At 55.2% G+C, this 17350-nt stretch carries 13 protein-coding genes; 8 read left to right on the top strand and 5 right to left on the bottom strand.

What is annotated here, in order from left to right:
* The first annotated feature begins 196 nt into the window (after window positions 1-196).
* Window positions 197-928 carry a helix-turn-helix transcriptional regulator gene (locus tag JM93_RS18940; RefSeq protein ID WP_145346730.1) on the top strand — a complete coding sequence of 244 codons (732 nt, stop codon included), beginning with the start codon at window positions 197-199 and terminating at the stop codon, window positions 926-928.
* A gap of 145 nt (window positions 929-1073) precedes the next feature.
* On the top strand, window positions 1074-4517 hold the full coding sequence (pyc, locus tag JM93_RS18935) for a pyruvate carboxylase (protein WP_145346728.1): 3444 nt from the start codon (window positions 1074-1076) through the stop codon (window positions 4515-4517).
* A 46-nt stretch (window positions 4518-4563) separates the two neighbouring features.
* Here the strand turns inward: pyc and JM93_RS18930 are convergent, their stop codons facing one another.
* The gene (locus JM93_RS18930; protein ID WP_145346726.1) at window positions 4564-5322 is read right to left on the bottom strand and encodes a glutamine amidotransferase; all 759 of its coding nucleotides are present in this window, start codon (window positions 5320-5322) and stop codon (window positions 4564-4566) included.
* A 66-nt stretch (window positions 5323-5388) separates the two neighbouring features.
* Window positions 5389-5871 carry a tellurite resistance TerB family protein gene (locus JM93_RS18925; protein WP_145346724.1) on the bottom strand — a complete coding sequence of 161 codons (483 nt, stop codon included), beginning with the start codon at window positions 5869-5871 and terminating at the stop codon, window positions 5389-5391.
* 287 nt (window positions 5872-6158) lie between these two features.
* Between JM93_RS18925 and JM93_RS18920 the strand changes: the two genes are divergently transcribed.
* The 6 genes from JM93_RS18920 (at window position 6159) to JM93_RS18895 (ending at window position 14773) form a co-directional block, all read left to right on the top strand.
* On the top strand, window positions 6159-6623 hold the full coding sequence (locus JM93_RS18920; protein WP_145346722.1) for a hypothetical protein: 465 nt from the start codon (window positions 6159-6161) through the stop codon (window positions 6621-6623).
* Window positions 6624-6671: 48 nt separating this feature from the next.
* Entirely contained in the window at window positions 6672-7919 is a 1248-nt protein-coding gene (locus tag JM93_RS18915) for an imelysin family protein (RefSeq protein ID WP_145346582.1), read from the top strand.
* Between the two features lie 107 nt (window positions 7920-8026).
* Window positions 8027-9547, top strand: a complete 1521-nt coding sequence (locus JM93_RS18910; protein WP_145346580.1) for a di-heme oxidoreductase family protein — start codon at window positions 8027-8029, stop codon at window positions 9545-9547.
* The gene (locus JM93_RS18905) at window positions 9544-10644 is read left to right on the top strand and encodes an imelysin family protein (protein ID WP_145346578.1); all 1101 of its coding nucleotides are present in this window, start codon (window positions 9544-9546) and stop codon (window positions 10642-10644) included. Before JM93_RS18910 ends, JM93_RS18905 begins: the two co-directional genes overlap by 4 nt.
* Window positions 10625-11782: a DUF1513 domain-containing protein gene (locus JM93_RS18900; RefSeq protein ID WP_145346576.1), complete on the top strand. Its 1158-nt coding sequence runs from the start codon at window positions 10625-10627 to the stop codon at window positions 11780-11782. Before JM93_RS18905 ends, JM93_RS18900 begins: the two co-directional genes overlap by 20 nt.
* A 111-nt stretch (window positions 11783-11893) precedes the next feature.
* Window positions 11894-14773, top strand: coding sequence for an AsmA family protein (locus JM93_RS18895; protein ID WP_145346574.1), 2880 nt, complete (start codon window positions 11894-11896; stop codon window positions 14771-14773).
* 21 nt (window positions 14774-14794) lie between these two features.
* Here the strand turns inward: JM93_RS18895 and phnN are convergent, their stop codons facing one another.
* Genes phnN through JM93_RS18880 form a run of 3 tightly spaced genes read right to left on the bottom strand, consistent with a single transcriptional unit; the run spans window position 14795 to window position 17266 of the window.
* Entirely contained in the window at window positions 14795-15391 is a 597-nt protein-coding gene (gene phnN / locus JM93_RS18890) for a phosphonate metabolism protein/1,5-bisphosphokinase (PRPP-forming) PhnN (RefSeq protein WP_145346572.1), read from the bottom strand.
* On the bottom strand, window positions 15384-16532 hold the full coding sequence (locus JM93_RS18885) for an alpha-D-ribose 1-methylphosphonate 5-triphosphate diphosphatase (protein WP_145346570.1): 1149 nt from the start codon (window positions 16530-16532) through the stop codon (window positions 15384-15386). Before JM93_RS18885 ends, phnN begins: the two co-directional genes overlap by 8 nt.
* Window positions 16529-17266 carry a DUF1045 domain-containing protein gene (locus JM93_RS18880; RefSeq protein ID WP_145346568.1) on the bottom strand — a complete coding sequence of 246 codons (738 nt, stop codon included), beginning with the start codon at window positions 17264-17266 and terminating at the stop codon, window positions 16529-16531. The genes JM93_RS18885 and JM93_RS18880 overlap by 4 nt, the downstream gene beginning before the upstream one ends.
* Window positions 17267-17350 lie beyond the last annotated feature (84 nt).

Genomic DNA, 17350 nt, shown 5'->3' with positions numbered 1-17350 from the left:
ATGATTCAACGGTGTTTCATATTTGTTCATCCGCTATTTAGAGGTTGTGCGCCTAAAAAGATCAATATGTCCTTGGGTGCATCACTATTCATCAACGCTATTGCAGTCTGATTGTTAATCAGGCGTTCCAATTTGGGACGGTGCGCAATGAGCTTGGTCCGAATGCGGATGTAAGGGCATTGGGCGAGTGATATGCATGTCGAGTGATCGGCTGAGTAAGGCGTTGGAATTTGCAGTCAGCATTACGGCGCGGGTGAATATGCAGGCAGCCGAGGCTGAACTGAAAGACTTCGTTGCAGCATTTGGTTTTGACACCTATGTCATCGCTGCCTTTACGGGGCCCGGATCACTCAAGGATCCGTATGTGCTCGCGACAGCCTGGGATGCGGCCTGGACAGAAAAATACCTCCGCGAACATTATATCCTGGATGATCCGGTGATCGCCCGTGCTGCGCGTACCGCGTTGCCATTCTTTTATCACGAGGCTCTCGAAGCACCTGGTATCAGTGACCGGGCGCATAAAATACGCGAGGAAGCGCGCGCCTACAGTCTGACGGACGGGGTGTTCATCCCGGTATATGGGCCCAGCGGCTTTGAAGGTTGCCTCTCCCTCGGCGGAGATACAGAGCACCTGACCGCAAGTGATCTGAAGGCGCTTCATATTGCCGGGGTCTACGCATATCAGCATTTCTTTCGGCTGATAAAGAATGGCGTCGACACTTCCGATACGGGCGCTGTCCTCACCAAGCGCGAGACGGAATGTCTGAAGTGGTCGGCCGCTGGGAAAACCAGTACAGACATCGCCGACGTGCTCGGCATTTCCCGGCATACCGCAGACTGGTATTTGAAAGAGGCAACCCGTAAGCTTGGAGCGGCTAATCGGACACATGCGGTTGCTATTGCGTTCCGGCTCGGTCTTGTGGCCTAGCGCCCTTTTTTGCGCGCTGCTGCTGATTTCGTTGCGGTTGCAACAATTTAAATCAGTTTAGCTGCCTCTTTTCTTCTGCGTTTGTCTTAAGTAGAACTTTCGACGCGATTGTTCGCAAGTGCGAAACGCATGGGGAGGTATCCGTTTGGCAATCCGCAAGATTCTCGTCGCTAACCGTTCCGAAATCGCAATCCGCGTATTCCGAGCTGCCAATGAACTTGGCATCAGGACGGTTGCCATTTTCGCCGAGCAAGACAAATTGGCCTTGCACCGATTTAAGGCCGATGAAGCCTACCAGGTTGGCAAAGGGCTGGGGCCGATCGAAGCCTACCTGTCTATTGACGAAATTATCCGGGTTGCCAAACAAAGTGGGGCCGACGCAATTCATCCCGGATACGGTCTGCTGTCGGAAAGTCCCGAGTTTGTCGATGCGTGCGAGAAGGCTGGCATCATCTTCATTGGCCCGAAATCGGAAACGATGCGGCGATTGGGGAACAAAGTCGCCGCTCGAAATCTTGCCATAGAGGCTGGGGTTCCGGTTATGCCGGCGACCGAGCCTTTGCCGGATGACTTGGAGGACATTAAGCGCCAGGCGCAGGATATCGGATACCCTGTAATGCTGAAGGCGTCTTGGGGCGGCGGTGGGCGCGGCATGCGTGTCATTCCAGATGAGCCAACTCTCGAGAAAGAGGTTGTGGCTGCCAAGCGGGAGGCTATGGCTGCTTTTGGCAAGGATGAGATTTACCTGGAAAAGCTGGTGCAACGAGCGCGCCACGTGGAAGTGCAGATACTCGGAGATGGTCACGGCGGGCTTGTACATCTCTTTGAGCGCGACTGCTCTATTCAGCGCCGGCACCAAAAGGTTGTTGAGCGGGCGCCGGCACCTTATTTGGACGCAGCCAAACGATCGGAGCTCTGTGAGTACGGTCTGAAAATCGGCCGTGCCGTAAATTACCGCGGTGCTGGTACCGTTGAGTTTCTAATGGATGCCGATACTGGGGCCATCTATTTTATCGAGGTCAATCCACGAGTACAGGTCGAGCACACGGTCACTGAAGAGGTGACTGGCATCGATATTGTGCAGGCGCAGATTCACATTGCAGACGGAGCGCGGATCGGTTCGCCGGAATGTGGTGTTCCGCAACAAGACGCAATAAGGCTGAACGGAAACGCACTTCAGTGCCGGATCACGACGGAAGACCCGGAGCAGAATTTTATTCCCGACTATGGCCGGATTACCGCATATCGGGGAGCGACCGGATTCGGTATCCGGCTCGACGGCGGTACCGCCTATTCAGGAGCGGTGATCACCCGTTTCTACGATCCGCTGCTTGAAAAAGTGACGGCTTGGGCGCCAACGGCGGAAGACGCTTGCAAGCGGATGGACCGCGCCCTTCGCGAGTTTCGGATTCGCGGCGTGGCAACCAACTTGGTGTTTTTGGAAAACATTATCGATCATCCGGACTTCCGGTCCAACAACTACACCACTCGGTTTATTGATGAAACGCCTGCGCTTTTTGAACAAACAAAGCGCCAGGACCGGGCAACAAAGCTTCTTACCTACATTGCTGATGTCTCGGTGAACGGTCATCCCGAAACACGGGATCGGCTGCGTCTGCCTCAAGATGCGGCGCCCGCACTGGTGCCCGACTACGGCACGGACAAGGCGGCAGGTACGCGCCAGCTTCTCGATGAACTGGGTCCAAAAGGCTTTGCAGACTGGATGAAATCCCAGTCCCGTACGCTTGTCACCGATACAACTATGCGCGACGGACACCAGTCGCTTCTGGCAACCCGTATGCGCACCCACGACATTGCGGGAATCGCGGATGCTTATGCGTCAGGGCTGCCAACCCTGTTCTCGCTTGAGTGCTGGGGCGGAGCGACATTTGACGTGGCGATGCGGTTCTTGACGGAATCCCCATGGGAGCGGCTTCGACTGATCCGGCAAAAAGCGCCAAATATCTTGCTGCAAATGCTGCTGCGCGGGTCGAACGGTGTTGGCTATACGAACTATCCCGACAATGTGGTGAGATTTTTCGTTCAGCAAGCAGCCGACAATGGTGTTGACCTGTTCCGAGTATTCGATTGCCTCAACTGGGTCGAAAACATGCGTGTCTCGATGGACGCGGTGATTGAGGCTGACAAATTATGTGAGGGCGTGCTGTGCTACACGGGTGACGTGTTGGACAGCGCTCGGCCAAAATACGACCTAAAATATTATGTTTGCTTGGCAAAAGAGCTCGAGACAGCCGGAGCACATATCCTTGGCATCAAGGATATGGCTGGCTTGCTGAAACCTCAAGCGGCCAAGGTGCTGGTCAAAGCGCTGAAAGATGAGACCAGCCTGCCGATCCATTTCCATACTCATGACACGTCGGGAATTTCCGCTGCAACTGTGCTTGCGGCAGTTGAAGCCGGCGCAGATGCGGTCGATGCCGCCATGGACGCTCTGTCCGGGCTGACCTCTCAGCCTTGTCTGGGCTCGATTGTTGAAGCTCTGCGTGGCAGCGATCGCGACACTGGGTTGGATGCGAAGAAAATCCGTGAGATTTCTTTCTATTGGGAAGCGGTTCGTACCCAATATCGCGCATTTGAGAGTGATTTCAGGTCCGGGGCTTCCGAGGTTTACCTGCATGAAATGCCAGGTGGCCAGTTCACAAACTTGAAAGAGCAGGCCCGTTCGCTCGGACTTGAAAGCCGTTGGCACGAAGTCGCGCAAGCTTACGCAGACGTCAACATGATGTTCGGGGATATCGTCAAGGTAACGCCATCTTCGAAAGTGGTTGGCGACATGGCGTTGATGATGGTCAGCCAAGGGCTGACCGTTGAGGCGGTTCAGGATCCACACAAAGATGTCGCCTTTCCGGACAGCGTCGTTAATATGCTTCACGGAGATCTTGGTCAGTCGCCAGGCGGTTGGCCGGAGAAAATACAGAAAAAGGTCCTAAAAGACGTGGTGCCGATTACGGTTCGACCTGGGTCTATGCTCGAGGCGGCCGATTTGGAGGCCGAACGCGCTAAGGCTGCCGAAGCATGCGGGCGCGACATGGATGACGCGGATCTGGCCGCTTATCTCATGTATCCGAAAGTCTTCACCGATTTCGAAAAAGCCCAGCAACAATACGGGCCGACCTCGGTTCTTCCGACGCCAGTCTATTTTTATGGTCTTGAGCCTGGGGACGAGGTTTTTGTCGATCTCGAGCCTGGCAAGACACTGGTTATCCGCTGTCAGGCGATAGGTGAAACCGATGAAAAGGGCGAAAAGAAAGTCTTTTTTGAGCTGAATGGCCAGCCCCGTATCATCAAGGTGCCGGACCGGATCCATGGTGCTAGCGCCGCAGCCACGCTGAGAAAAGCCGAAGTGGGCAATACCTGTCATGTAGGCGCGCCAATGCCGGGCGTTATCTCGACCGTCGCCGTTCAATCGGGCCAGAAGGTTGCTAAAGGTGATGTCTTGGTTTCGATCGAAGCCATGAAGATGGAAACCGCACTCCATGCCGAGCGTGACGGTGAGATCACGGAAGTGTTGGTGACGCCGGGCGCGCAAATCGATGCCAAGGATCTCTTGGTGGTGTTCAAGCCGTAGGATTTGGAATGGTCATCAGGCCGGTAATGCATTGGTGCCAACCGCACTACTCCGCAGCGTGAAGTCTTGCAGTTAGCGAGGGTGCTTCAGCTGTGCCTATCCATAGATCAAGGAACCGGTCCAGCCAGGATTTCACGGCTGGATCGTAGATGAAGCGTCCTGCGAAATGATCCCGCCTTTGTTGAGCCCCAGGGAGCGTCATGCGTTCCGCAGCTTTCGTGGTCCACCGGACCATCATGGAGTGGGTCAGTTCGGGATGAAACTGAATGCCGTAAGCATTGGCACCATATCGAATGGCTTGATTGACGTAGGCGCCTGTGCCCCTTGCGAGCAACTCGCAGCTGGACGGGAGACTGAATCCCTCCCTGTGCCACTGATACACTTTTAATGGCCAATTGATCAGACTTTCACCCGCGGGTGTCGCTTGAAGCCCGTAATACCCGATCTCAACCTGCCCGTTTTTTGCGCCCGCAACTGTCCCGCCGAGCTGTTTCACCATCATTTGGGCGCCGAGACAAATGCCAAGAAAAGGCTTTTGTTGTTTCAGCGGAACACTAATCCAGTCGATCTCCCTTTGAACGAAAGCATCGGTATCATTTGCGCTCATTGGTCCGCCAAAAATGACGGCTCCAGCGTGATCCTCCAGCGTTGAGGGCAGCACATCGCCGAAGCGTGGCTTGCGAATGTCAAGATTGAAGCCGCGCTTGACCAGTTCCTGCCCCACCCGTCCGGGCGTGGAATTTTCCTGATGAAGCACAATTAGTACGCGGGGGTGCGACGAACTTTTTGGTCTTGGAGCATGCATGACCCCAATATGTGGTAATACGCATGCAAAATCGAGCCCCTTTTGCCCTGTTACATTTTAGGAGGATTATTCCTCTGAGCTGCTTCCAGAACCAGGTGTGCTCTTGGCTACTTTCTGTCGTAACGTCATCCGGTCTCGCGTTGAAACGCCAAGCAATTCAGCAACCCGCCAGATGGTGTTGTCTTCAAACTCGTGAACATGGCCGTCCGCATAGACAATTTCCCACATCATTTCGACTACTGACAAGCGCTCGTGTTCGTCCATGGTACGTTTCAAAACAGACGTAAAGCCGTAAAGGTCCACCGCTTCGCTGTCGCGCTGTTTAGCTGCTTTTATGAGCTCAGTTGTCTCTTCATCGGACAGTTTGAAATGATCCTGCAGGATTTCGCGCAGTTTTCGGCTTTCTGCTTCGTCCACAATGCCATCGACATCAACCAGGTGAAACAGGAGCGCGGCAGCAGCCAGACGTTTGTCGTCTTCTGCGAATGTCACTTTGCCACTCTCGCCGAGTGTCACTTCTTTAATGAAGTGTTTGAAAGCTGTCAGCATGCCGAACTTTCCATTGGTTTGCTGCAATTGTTGCCTGGAAAGTAAGGGTAAAACTCCATTCCGGCAATCCTCGTATTCACGAAGTGCATTCAGGGGTTTATCTGACAACAACACACATTTATTCGTAATATTGACTGATAGACTCCAGTTTTGAATCATTCTAAACTACTGATTTTGTTGAAAAAATTACTTGACTATTATATTCATAAAATGGTTCCCCATGGGCATCACCTCTTTTTCGACGCACCCAATTGGATGTCATGAAGCCTGGTCATCAAGCTATCCGTATGTCGCACAAACCCGACCGGTTGGTGGTCGAGGGTGTGCGCCGATGCCTGTCTGGCTATGCCACAAAAGATCATGGCTGCTGGGAGCTTGTTCTCAAACTGTTTGAAGCCGAACTTGGACGAACCAAGGCCCGGCACCCCTTGTCGGATCTGTCATTCTATGCCCGCGATCTGCATCTTTTCGGAAAGCAGGCCATGTGCGTGTTTCCGTATGGCTGTCCGAATTTATGCCAGGACGAATGCTTGGTCGCAGCTTTGGTGTCTGCCAGCCAGGCGGGGGACACGGATGTGGCAGCAGCGATCGCGCAGTTTTTGGTTCAAGACGTTGGTCTTGCATCAACCATTCATTCTGCCAATGCACTTGCTGGTGCGCTGATGGAAATCGACCTTCAGCTTAGCCCGGTCTCACTCGAAGAACTTCAGCTTGCTGAGTGTCCGCTCAAGAAGCTCATTCAAAAACACTGAAACTTCAAAACTCCGCAATGTGCGGTAAATCAAAACAGGAACTGCATCATGAAACAGTTGAAGATCGGCTTCCTCGCGGCATCTGCCCTCGTCGCATTGCCTGCAATGGCAGACACACCTTCAGAAATCCTGACAACCTATAGCGATATCGCGCAGGCCAAATATCAGGACTCCCTGGAGACGGCCAAAAACCTTAGGGCTGCAGTCGAGTCTCTGGTCGCAAACCCGAGCGATGATACGCTTGCTGCTGCGCGTGCCGCTTGGATTGAGGCCCGCAATCCTTACCAGCAAACCGAAGTCTTCCGTTTTGGCAATGCAATCGTGGATGACTGGGAAGGCAAGGTCAACGCGTGGCCGTTGGATGAAGGTCTGATCGATTATGTCGATGCATCCTATGGAACCGAATCCGAAGAAAATGCGTACTACGCGGCAAACATTATCGCCAATCCAATACTAAAGGTGGGCGGCGAAACGGTTGACGCAACTGAGATTACGCCGGAACTCCTTGCAGGAAAACTCCAGGAAGCTGGCGAAGTCGAGGCGAATGTCGCGACGGGTTATCATGCGATTGAGTTCCTACTCTGGGGCCAGGATCTTAATGGGACGGATGCCGGAGCTGGTAGTCGTCCGGCAACCGACTTCGATCCTGACAACTGCACCGGTGGCAATTGCGAGCGCCGGATCCAGTATTTGAAGGCTGTCACTGATCTTCTGATCACGGATTTGGAAGAAATGGCGGCAGCCTGGGCTCCGGGTGGTGATGCCCGCGCGGAATTGGCCGAAAAAGGGGAGGCTGGCGGTCTCGCCACCATTCTCACCGGTATGGGCTCCCTTTCGTATGGCGAATTAGCTGGTGAGCGCATGAAGCTCGGCCTGATGCTGCATGACCCGGAAGAGGAACATGATTGTTTCTCGGACAATACGCACATGTCACACTACAATGACGTCGTTGGCATACGGAATGTTTACTACGGCGCCTATGGCGACATCGAGGGGGCTTCTCTGGCGAACCTGATTGCCGAAAAAGACGCCGACCTCGCCAAGGAAATGGACGCCAAGTTGGGGGCCACTCTCGCGGCTTTCGAAGCGATGAAAAAACGCGCCGAAGGGGGTGAGGCCTATGACCAAATGATTGGCGAAGGCAATGATGAGGGCAACGCGGTTGTTCAAGCGGCGATTGATGCGCTTGTCGATCAGACGCGCTCCATCGAGCGAGTGGTGAAAATCCTCGAACTGGAAGATATCGCATTTGAAGGCTCTGATAGCCTCGATAACCCGACTGCAGTCTTCCAGTAAAAAATCATGCCAGCGGCCACATGGCCGCTGGCTTTTCAGCTGGCCTTTTAGCGCGGGAGGGGCGCTGAACGGTGGTTTTTGGATGCGAACATATTGGTCATGTTGTCATGACAAGATGGTTTTTTGGTGCGTCTGTCTGGGCGCTTATTGTGGTCACCTTGGCACCTGCGCAAGGGGCCGACCCGCTCTCTCATCGAGATGATCTGAACACAACAGATCGTGCCAAAGCGGCGTCGGTGCTTGTGTTGCCAAACGACTTTTCAAAAGCAGAATTGTTTGAACCGATGGCCGGCGGCGCCGGGACATCGAAAAAGCGCATCAACCGGGACGCGTTTTCCCACTCGAACTCGAACCTCACCTTCGAAGAGGAGCAGACTTTTAAGGTTGGCAACGGCCTTTTTAAAAAAATGTGGGCCTCTTCGCCGTCTTCCACTCTCGCTTCTGATGGTCTTGGCCCCCTCTACAACGCAAGGTCCTGCCAGGGGTGCCATTTAAAGGACGGCCGCGGGCGTCCACCGCGCCCTGGTGAAGAAGCGGTCTCGCTGTTTCTGCGTCTTTCAATACCACCGCAAACTGCCGCGCACCTTGCTGCCTTGGAGACAAAGGAGCTCTTAAGCATCCCGGAGCCGACCTATGGCGGGCAATTCCAAGCATTTGCCGTGCCCGGGCTGCCAGCCGAAGGCCGGTTTGATATCAGCTATCAGGACATTATCGTCTCTTTGAAAGGTGAAGAGGACGTTGTCCTAAAAAAACCTGTCTATGCCCTACGGGATCTTGGGTATGGCGACATGCATCCGGGCACTTTGATATCTCCAAGGGTTGCGCCGCCAATGATTGGGTTGGGCTTGTTGCAAGCCATTCACGCTGGGGACATAGAAGCGCTCGCGGATCCCCACGATCTTGATGGTGATGGCATATCGGGCAAGGTCAGCTATGTGCGTGACCCGAATACCGGCGATCTGGTCATCGGGCGGTTCGGCTGGAAGGCATCGAATCCGACGATCCGTTCGCAAACAGCAGGTGCTTTTTCAGGCGACATCGGGATTGGATCACCAGACAAGCCGGCACCTTGGGGGGACTGCACCGAGGCTCAACAAAATTGCCGGGAAATGCCGCATGGCGACCAGGAGCATCTTGGGCCAACCGAAGCGCCGGATCCTGTTTTGGATCTGGTGACATTCTATTCCGAAAATCTGGCTGTTCCCTTGCGCCGGAACGTTGACAGCCCGGAGGTCTTGCGAGGCAAGCAGCTGTTTCACGATGTCGGATGTGCTTCTTGCCATAGGCCGAAATATGTAACCAGCCGGCATGCAGAAAATCCGGCGCACCGATTCCAGCTGATCTGGCCCTACACGGATTTGCTTCTACACGATATGGGTGAGGATTTGGCGGATGGCAGGCCGGTTGGTGATGCGACTGGCCGGGAATGGCAGACCCCGCCGCTCTGGGGCATTGGCTTGACCGAGACCGTCAATGATCATACGCGATTCATGCACGACGGCCGGGCACAGAGTTTGTTGGAGGCCGTGTTGTGGCATGGCGGAGAAGCGGCGATGGCGCGGGACAAGGTCACCAACATGGAGCCAGCAGATCGCAAGGCCCTGATTGCATTTTTGGAGTCGTTATGAGTGTCCGTTCCTTCATTGCGTCTGTTACGGTTTGGTCGGCTTTCATCTGTGCGCCCGCAGCTGCTTCGGAACCCACACCCGTGGAATACCGGGGATTGGTTGCGCATCTAATAGAAGGATATGTACGTCCTGCATCTGCAAACTTTGCAGATCAAGCTGCCACGCTTCCTTCGGCAATCAATGCCGTCTGCGCAGCGCCGAATGACCAAACCAGAGCCGCTTTCGCCTCGGCATATGGGAATGTGGTCGATGCATTCGGCGGCATCTCCTTTCTGCGTTTCGGTCCGCTTGCGGAAGAAAACCGGCTTTCACGGCTGGCATTTCTTCCGGACCCCCGCGGCATCACGGAAAGACAATTGAGGAAGATACTAGCTTCCGAGGACGATAAGGTTACCAGTGCTAAGACCCTTTCCGGCAAGAGTGTCGCCGTCCAAGGGCTTGGCGCTTTGGAACTGATTGCGTTCGACAAAGTTGGGAATGTCACGCTTGGGGGTGACGAGGCGCAACCATCTTTCACTTGCAATTACGCACGCGCGATTGGCGAAAACGTCCTTCAAATCGCTCAGGATACCAAGGCGGCCTGGTACGACCCGCAAGGCTTCAGCAAAACCCTGCTTTCTCCCGACGCAAATGACAGTCATATCCGAAATCCCAAGGAAGCGCTTGAAACGATGTTCAATGCCTTGACGACCGGAGTTGTGGTCATCAAGGACCAGGATATTCTGCCGGCGCTGGGTGAACACCCGGAAAGCTCCAAACCGCACCGGATTCCGTTTTCGCGTTCCAAAAATGGCTTAGGCTACTTAATTGCTCAGGTCCGCGGCATACGGAATGCAATCGCTTCTGCCGGGTTTGACGCATACCTGATCGGGGCGGACGTCTACATCGTTCGAGGCCTCGATTTTGAGCTTCGCAATGTGATCAGGCTGCTTGTAGATATTCCCGTACCTGTGCGCGAAAGCCTGACAACACCTGAAGCGTTCGGAAAAATGAATGCCGCGGTTTATGGTTTAAGCGGCGCAAAAAGCGCATTGTCCAACCAGCTGTCTCCAGCCCTCGCGCTCTCTGGAGGGTTCAATGCCCTTGATGGCGACTGACCGTGTAGTTGTTTCGCGGCGCAATTTGCTTCGTGCGCTGGGCAGTTTGGCTCCAGTTTCGTTGTTTGCGCCGGTTCGTGCCGCATTTGCCGGTTCGCTGTTGGATTTGGGTGCGCTCGAAACACCGATGTTCGCGAGTGCGAGACGGGAGGCAGACGGAAGCTATGCGATAGCGCTGACAGATGACGCAGGTTTTGTGCTGGCCATGGTTCCACTGCCCGTGCGGGGGCACGGCATTGCCGTAGCGCCTGATCGCACACGACTTGTCGCCTTTGCGCGCCGGCCCGGGACGGTCGCCTTGGTAATTGCCCCTTTTGAAAACACCGCTCCGCTTGTTATCCAAGCAGCGGCCGGTCGGCATTTTTACGGGCACGGTTGTTTTTCAAAGGACGGCCGGCTGATCTATGCGGTCGAAAACGACTTCGATCAAGCGCGGGGTGTCGTAGGCGTGTACGATGCAAGCGGCGCATCCGTCCATCGGATTGGCGAGTTGGACACCTTTGGTGTGGGGCCTCATGATATTTTGCTTTCCCCTGACGGCCGGACACTAATCGTCGCAAATGGCGGCATCGAAACTCATCCTGCGCGACCGCGCGAAAAGCTGAATCTGCCGACAATGGCGCCATCGATTGTTTTCCTGGATTCGGACACTGGTGCCCTTAAGGCAAAACAGGTGCTTGATCGAGATATGCACCAATTGTCGCTCCGACATATGGCTCAGGACGACGCTGGGCGGATCTGGGTCGGCGGGCAATTCGAGGGAAGCGAGAGCGAGACTCCTCCGCTTGTTTGCCGGTTGTCAGAGCAGGAAACTCCAGTTTTGTATCAGGTCCCAACATCACTGAGCGAGCGTTTGAAAAACTATATTGGATCGGTCACAGCAAATCGGTCGGGCAACGTGATTGCGACTTCAGCCCCAAGGGGTGGGCAGATCCTGTTCTGGAATGCGGCTGACGGGGCATTTTTAGGAACACAAGCAGTTGAAGATGGTTGCGGGGTTGCGCCGCTTGGCAACACCGGCTTCATGATTTCGGACGGAACTGGTGCATTGCACGCTCTGGAGCATCCTGAAGATCGACCGCAAGTTCTGATGAGACCGGCTGGGGTAGCTTGGGACAACCACCTTTTCGTGATCTAGACACCGGATAATCTCGCTCCTGCCAAAATCGGGCATCAGTGTCGGTCCTGCTCTTGGGGTCAGGAGGGCGCAGCGGTAGACTGCGTGCGAATCGCGATTGGGGACCTGCGCATGCGGCGGCTGATAATAGGACTTGGCTCACTCTTCTTTGTGCTTGCAACGATTGTGGTCGTGGCGCCTTTCCTGCTGCCAAAAGACACGATCAAGGCTCAGGTCATTACACAGGTCGAGCGCGCCTCTGGCTGGCGGCTACGGCTTGATGGGCCCGTGAGCCTTTCCTTGATCCCTCAATTTACGTTGGTTGCTGAAAAAGTTGGTATGTCTGGCGAGGCGGGCGCCGACGGTATTGAGTTTGCCAAGGCAGACAAAATTGAATTCGGCCTGACTTGGTCAGCCCTCTTGGGGGGCGATATCAACGTCACGGGAATCACGCTTTCAAATCCCGAAATCCTTTTGGAAGTCAGCCAGCAAGGAAAGACCAGCTGGGCACCTCGCAAACGGTTGGAGGACGCCTTGGCACGTGCTGCGGCCGAGGCTGCTGGTGACGACATTGAGCCGATCGTATCCAACGAGCCTGAAAACGCAGAAGAGGCAGTCGCAAACGCCAACCAATTTTTGGAGCGTGTCGGTGTCGACCGTTTCACCATATCAAACGGTCACCTAACATATCTGGACCTTCGGGACGGTCATCAAGTGAAACTGGGCGGCCTGAACGCAGAGTTATCTGCGCCCGACCTCACCGGCGAGGTGACCGTTGATGCTTCTTTTGATTGGAACGGCGAGGAAGTCCGGATTTCAGGGGCATTGATTGATCCGATTGCGTTTTCTCAAGGGAAAGTCACTGAATTGGCCGTCACACTGGCCGCTGCAGAGGCGGAGGTGTTTGCAAAGGGCAAGGTGGGCCTAACACCACTTCAGCTCGATCTCGAGATTGGCGGGCAGGGTCCCTCAGTCCAAAACCTCGCTGCCGTTGTGGGTACGGCGCTTCCCGTCGATCCAGGGGCATTCTCGCTGGCGTCGAAAATCACGGGAACGCAGGCGGCTGCGCAGCTCAGTGATTTTTCCGCATCCCTTGGTAGTCTTGCTCTTACGGGTGCATTGGACGCCGATCTGTCTTCGGAAATCCCTTCCTATTCCGGGCGTTTTGTTATGAAGGACGGGTCGCTGGCGGACCTTCTGGCACTTGCAGGTCAAAGCTACCCGGCATCCGGAACTCTGGAGGCTGACCTTGCGGTCAGGGCCAGGGGGGGTGATGCGGCCATGATCCTTGGAACGATGGATGTGCGAGGTCGCGTCGATGTTCAAGGTGGGACTGTAGAGGGACTTGGACTGTCGGAGGCCGTTGGCGATCCTTTGGCGGACCGTCTTGAGAATATCAACTTGAATTTGGTGCTCGCAGGTTTCTCAAATCCGGTGGATCTGTCCGGAACGTTCTCCTGGCGAGACGAAGCCTTCACGATAACCGGTGGCGCTACGCCAGCACCAATCCTTGCTGGTATGGCTGCGCCGGTTTCTGCGAGCGTGAAAGGCAAACGCGTCAGTTTTGGATTTGTTGGAACAGCTTCGGCGTCCGGCGGTTTGGACGGTGCGGTTACGGTCGAGACGCAGAGCCTTAGGAATCTGCTTGCCTGGATGGGGCAGCCAGTGGCCGACGGCAGTGGACTGCAGCGTTTTAAGGCGGCGGGTCTTTTCACGGTTGAGCCGAGCGCGCTCAGTTTTGAGGAAACCAGCTTTACGCTAGACGAAACCTCCGGGCAGGCCCAAGGCCGGGTGACCTTTGGTGCAAAGCCGACAGTTGAGGGTGACCTGCGGCTGACTCGCCTGGTCCTTGATCCATATCTGGGAAAAAGCAGCCTAGGCTCTAGAAAAAACACCAACGAAGATCAACACAACTCCGCCACTTCATCTCAAATCGGCTCAACCGGCTGGAGTGCCCAGCCAATCGATTTTTCTGGGCTAAGCGCAGTGGATGTCGACTTTAAAGTCAGTGCGGAAGAGATCCGCTGGGACGAAATCTCGATAGGCCGGAGTGTGTTGTCCGCCACAATTAGGAGCGGTGTTCTGACAGCGAATCTGCAGGAGCTGTCGCTCTACGATGGCAGTGGCAGCGGTCAGGTGGTTTTGAACGGAGCGGCGGCGCTTCCGAGCGTTGCCGCGAATTTTGCGCTCAATGGAGTGCAAGCTTTTCCCGTTCTCCGAGATGCTGCGGATTTCGAATGGCTTGAGGGGATTGCATCGATTGACCTTGATGTGACGTCTTCCGGCGCCTCGCAACAACAATTGGTTTCCGGCTTGAACGGTGCAGCCCAATTCTCGTTTGCCGATGGTGCAATACGCGGGATCAATCTTCCGAAAATGGTTCGCGGTCTGTCTGTGGAAACCCTTTTGGGCTGGCAGGAAAACCGGGATCAAAAAACGGATTTCAGCTCACTAAGTGCCTCATTCAATATCACCAACGGCATCGCGATTTCCGAAGACTTGGCCATGGTTGGCCCGCTGGTGCGGATGACAGGCGCGGGCATGACTGACATTCCTGCAGAGGTTTTGGATTGGAGAGTGGAGCCGAGGATTGTACCGACCCTGCAGGGGCAGGCGCCGGTCCCGCGCAAAAAAGGCGAGGACAAAAAGCTCGCCGGACTTGGCGTGCCAATCCTGATCAAGGGATCCTGGGACCGGCCCAGTATCTACCCTGACATTGCAGGTATCCTCGAAAACCCTGCAGAAGCCTATAAGCAGCTTGAGGGCATGGGCGGCGAGCTTATTGAGATCATCAAAAACCAGCCCGAAGACCAGCTCGTCGACGCGGCCAATGAAATCATAAACCGGGCGACGGGTGGAAACTCGCAGATCGATGTCCAGAAAGTCATCGATGGCGAAGTCAATGATCAGGAGGTTTTGAAGGCGGTCGAGGAAGGGTTTGGCCTTCCGTCCGGGCTGCTTGGCAACGTGTTTGGCGGGCGTAGGAATAGCGAGACCGAACAGCAACAGTGAATTCGGCATGCCAGCTTTCGCCTATCCGTTGGCGTAGCCCAAAGCTTGAAGTATGGCGTTCACACCCTGATCGACCGTGCCGGTGTTCTCGATCCGGATCAGCCCGGGAATCCCTTCTAGCTCGAGCGATGCTTGGGAAAGCCGCGCTTCGATTTCTGTCCGGGTTTCGCGTCCGCGCTGGGCGAGCCTGGCCGCAAGCACCGGGATCGGCGCGGTGATCAGGATCACTTTCGGGTTCAAGTACTTTTCAAATGCCTTGGGGAGCGCGCGCCGGGACCCGTTGGCTATCACGGTATATCCGTTGCGGATCTTAGTATCGCACTCAGCCGGTAGAACATATCCAAGACCGTGGGCCCGCCAGCACAGGGCAATGTTTCCATCTCCAGACAGGCGGTCATATTCTGCTTCTGAAAGTGTGCCGTGATTCTCAGTGGCAGCATTGGCTGCCCGTGTGATCATCCGGCGGGCAAAATACACATGTTCGCATTCTGAAAGTCTTGTTCTCAAACCGTCCAGCAGTGTGTCTTTGCCGGCGCCGCTCGGGCCGACAACGAGCACCAGCCGTCCTGGTCCCAATTTTCCCGCCGGGTTGGCTGCATTTTGCGACTGCTCAGGCAACACGCCGTCCTTCGCGCCAAACTCCCCGCACGATCGGAATGGCGTCAACCATCTTCACCTGCACGAGATCGGCGCGGCGGCCGATTTCCAGTTTGCCGCGGTCATTCAGACCAATGGCTTCGGCCGGAATGGAAGTCACTTTGGAAATAGCTTGCGGCAAGGAAATGCTGTCGACTTCTTCGGCGAGCTGGAATGCAGCCTGCACCAGTGAGACGGGCACATAGTCGGAGGATAGAACGTCAAGACACCCGTTTTCTGCGAGTTCACGGGCTGACACATTGCCGGAATGCGAGCCACCGCGCACGACATTGGGAGCGCCCATCAAGACCGCCATACCGGCACCACGCGATGCCTTTGCCGCTTCCAGAGTGGTTGGAAACTCAGCAATTTTCGTATCCAGCGCGATCGCTTCATCGACATGAATGATGGTCGCGTCATCATGACTGGCGATCGAGATGCCACGGTCCTTGGCGTGAGCTGCGATCTTTTTGCGATTTTCCGGCGCGTTTTTGTCTGCACGTTGCTGGCGCTCAATGATGAAAGCGTCCATTTCAGCGTCGGAGAAGCCTTTTTTGCCTTGGTAATAAGCCCTGAAAGAGTGCAAGGATACGAATTGGCGTTGGCCGGGTGTGTGATCCATGAGCGAGATCAGACGGACCCGGTCATCGTCTTCAAAGACCGTAAAGGCCTGAAGAACATCTGGCGCGGACACTTCGCAGCGCAAATGGATGAAATGGTCCGCCCGCAGACGGTTTTCAGTCTGGCCGGTTTCAATGGCGTCCGCCAGCAGGCGCATATCCTGGTAACGCAGATCGGCATCTTCATCCATGCCAACACGCAAGGCATCGAATACCGTGGTGATCCCCGCGCATGCGATCTGCGCGTCATGGGCTTGAACCGCAGAAACGGGATTCCAATGCACTTTCGGGCGAGGCGCATAGTGGACTTCGAGATGGTCCGTGTGCAGCTCGACCAGCCCCGGGATTAGGTAGTCGCCGTCGCAGTCATGGCCGCCGGTACTTGGGCTGCCGCTGTCCAGGTCGCTGATTAGCCCGTCTCGGTCGCAAACAACCGACCCGTTCACGATCTCATCCGGCAAAACCAGACGCGCATTCATAAAATGTGTCGGATTAGCGCTCATGCCTGCTCCTCGAACAGCTGCTGTGCGGCGACGGATGGCATGTCCGCGCCGGTCAATTGAAAAATGGTGTGAACTCGAAAAGGAGCGCCCCGGTTTTCTTCAAAGTAGAGGCCGAAGCTCGTGACCGGCACTGGCCCAGCCAGAACGCTGTCAAAATGACGGAGAGCGGCCATCTTCAAATCCGCCCGATCATTGTCGTGCTCGATCTTATTGCTTAGCGTCATGTGGAACCGGAACTCATCGAAAATGTAAGGGTAGCCCCACTGGACAAGATTTTTGTCCTGGGCCTTGGTCAAGGTGCTCTGCCTGCGTCGGATTAGGTCTTCTTCCGAAAGCGGAGCACGAAAGGGTTCGAAATAGCGGACGCAACTTGACGCAAAGGCGGAAAGTTCCGCTTCATCCCCGGCCGGAACGAGTGCCAAAAAACCACCGATTTCTGACACGGTCAGCGCCTTGAGCTCAAACGGCGTGATCCGAGATGCAAAGTCCCGGCATGCCTGGGCCAAGGCCGCCTCGGTCTGACCGACTTCAAGTTCAAACGGGGCTTTTAAGGTCCCGTGAAATCCGTAACGGCTTGGATTGCTGGTCATTTTTTCGATTTCAGCGTGTGAAAACCCTTCAATGTGGGGTTGCCGGATCGATTTCCCGTTAAAAGGGTCGCGGCCTAGCCATGCATTGCCCAACTCCATCAAAGGGGCTGAACGTTCAGTTGCAAAATAAATTGCGTAGCGCATGGTCCGGCCAGTGCTGTTTCGAGGGGGGTGGAAGACTGCCTAGCCGGGTAAGCCTCAGGCGTGTCGATCCTGTGACGCTTTCCC

Source organism: Roseibium hamelinense (genome assembly GCF_007830545.1).
GTDB classification, from domain to species: domain Bacteria; phylum Pseudomonadota; class Alphaproteobacteria; order Rhizobiales; family Stappiaceae; genus Roseibium; species Roseibium hamelinense.
Note: the sequence above shows the minus strand (reverse complement) of the source record. Positions and strands in the feature narration are given on the sequence as shown.

What these genes read in the sequence shown, in the direction of transcription:
- JM93_RS18915 (WP_145346582.1), top strand. Translation starts at nt 6,672, where the DNA reads ATGAAACAGTTGAAGATCGGCTTCCTCGCGGCATCTGCCCTCGTCGCA.
- JM93_RS18900 (WP_145346576.1), top strand. Translation starts at nt 10,625, where the DNA reads ATGCCCTTGATGGCGACTGACCGTGTAGTTGTTTCGCGGCGCAATTTG.
- JM93_RS18905 (WP_145346578.1), top strand. Translation starts at nt 9,544, where the DNA reads ATGAGTGTCCGTTCCTTCATTGCGTCTGTTACGGTTTGGTCGGCTTTC.
- JM93_RS18940 (WP_145346730.1), top strand. Translation starts at nt 197, where the DNA reads ATGTCGAGTGATCGGCTGAGTAAGGCGTTGGAATTTGCAGTCAGCATT.
- JM93_RS18920 (WP_145346722.1), top strand. Translation starts at nt 6,159, where the DNA reads ATGTCGCACAAACCCGACCGGTTGGTGGTCGAGGGTGTGCGCCGATGC.
- JM93_RS18925 (WP_145346724.1), bottom strand. Translation starts at nt 5,871, where the DNA reads ATGCTGACAGCTTTCAAACACTTCATTAAAGAAGTGACACTCGGCGAG.
- JM93_RS18910 (WP_145346580.1), top strand. Translation starts at nt 8,027, where the DNA reads ATGACAAGATGGTTTTTTGGTGCGTCTGTCTGGGCGCTTATTGTGGTC.
- JM93_RS18895 (WP_145346574.1), top strand. Translation starts at nt 11,894, where the DNA reads ATGCGGCGGCTGATAATAGGACTTGGCTCACTCTTCTTTGTGCTTGCA.
- JM93_RS18930 (WP_145346726.1), bottom strand. Translation starts at nt 5,322, where the DNA reads ATGCATGCTCCAAGACCAAAAAGTTCGTCGCACCCCCGCGTACTAATT.
- JM93_RS18880 (WP_145346568.1), bottom strand. Translation starts at nt 17,266, where the DNA reads ATGCGCTACGCAATTTATTTTGCAACTGAACGTTCAGCCCCTTTGATG.
- JM93_RS18885 (WP_145346570.1), bottom strand. Translation starts at nt 16,532, where the DNA reads ATGAGCGCTAATCCGACACATTTTATGAATGCGCGTCTGGTTTTGCCG.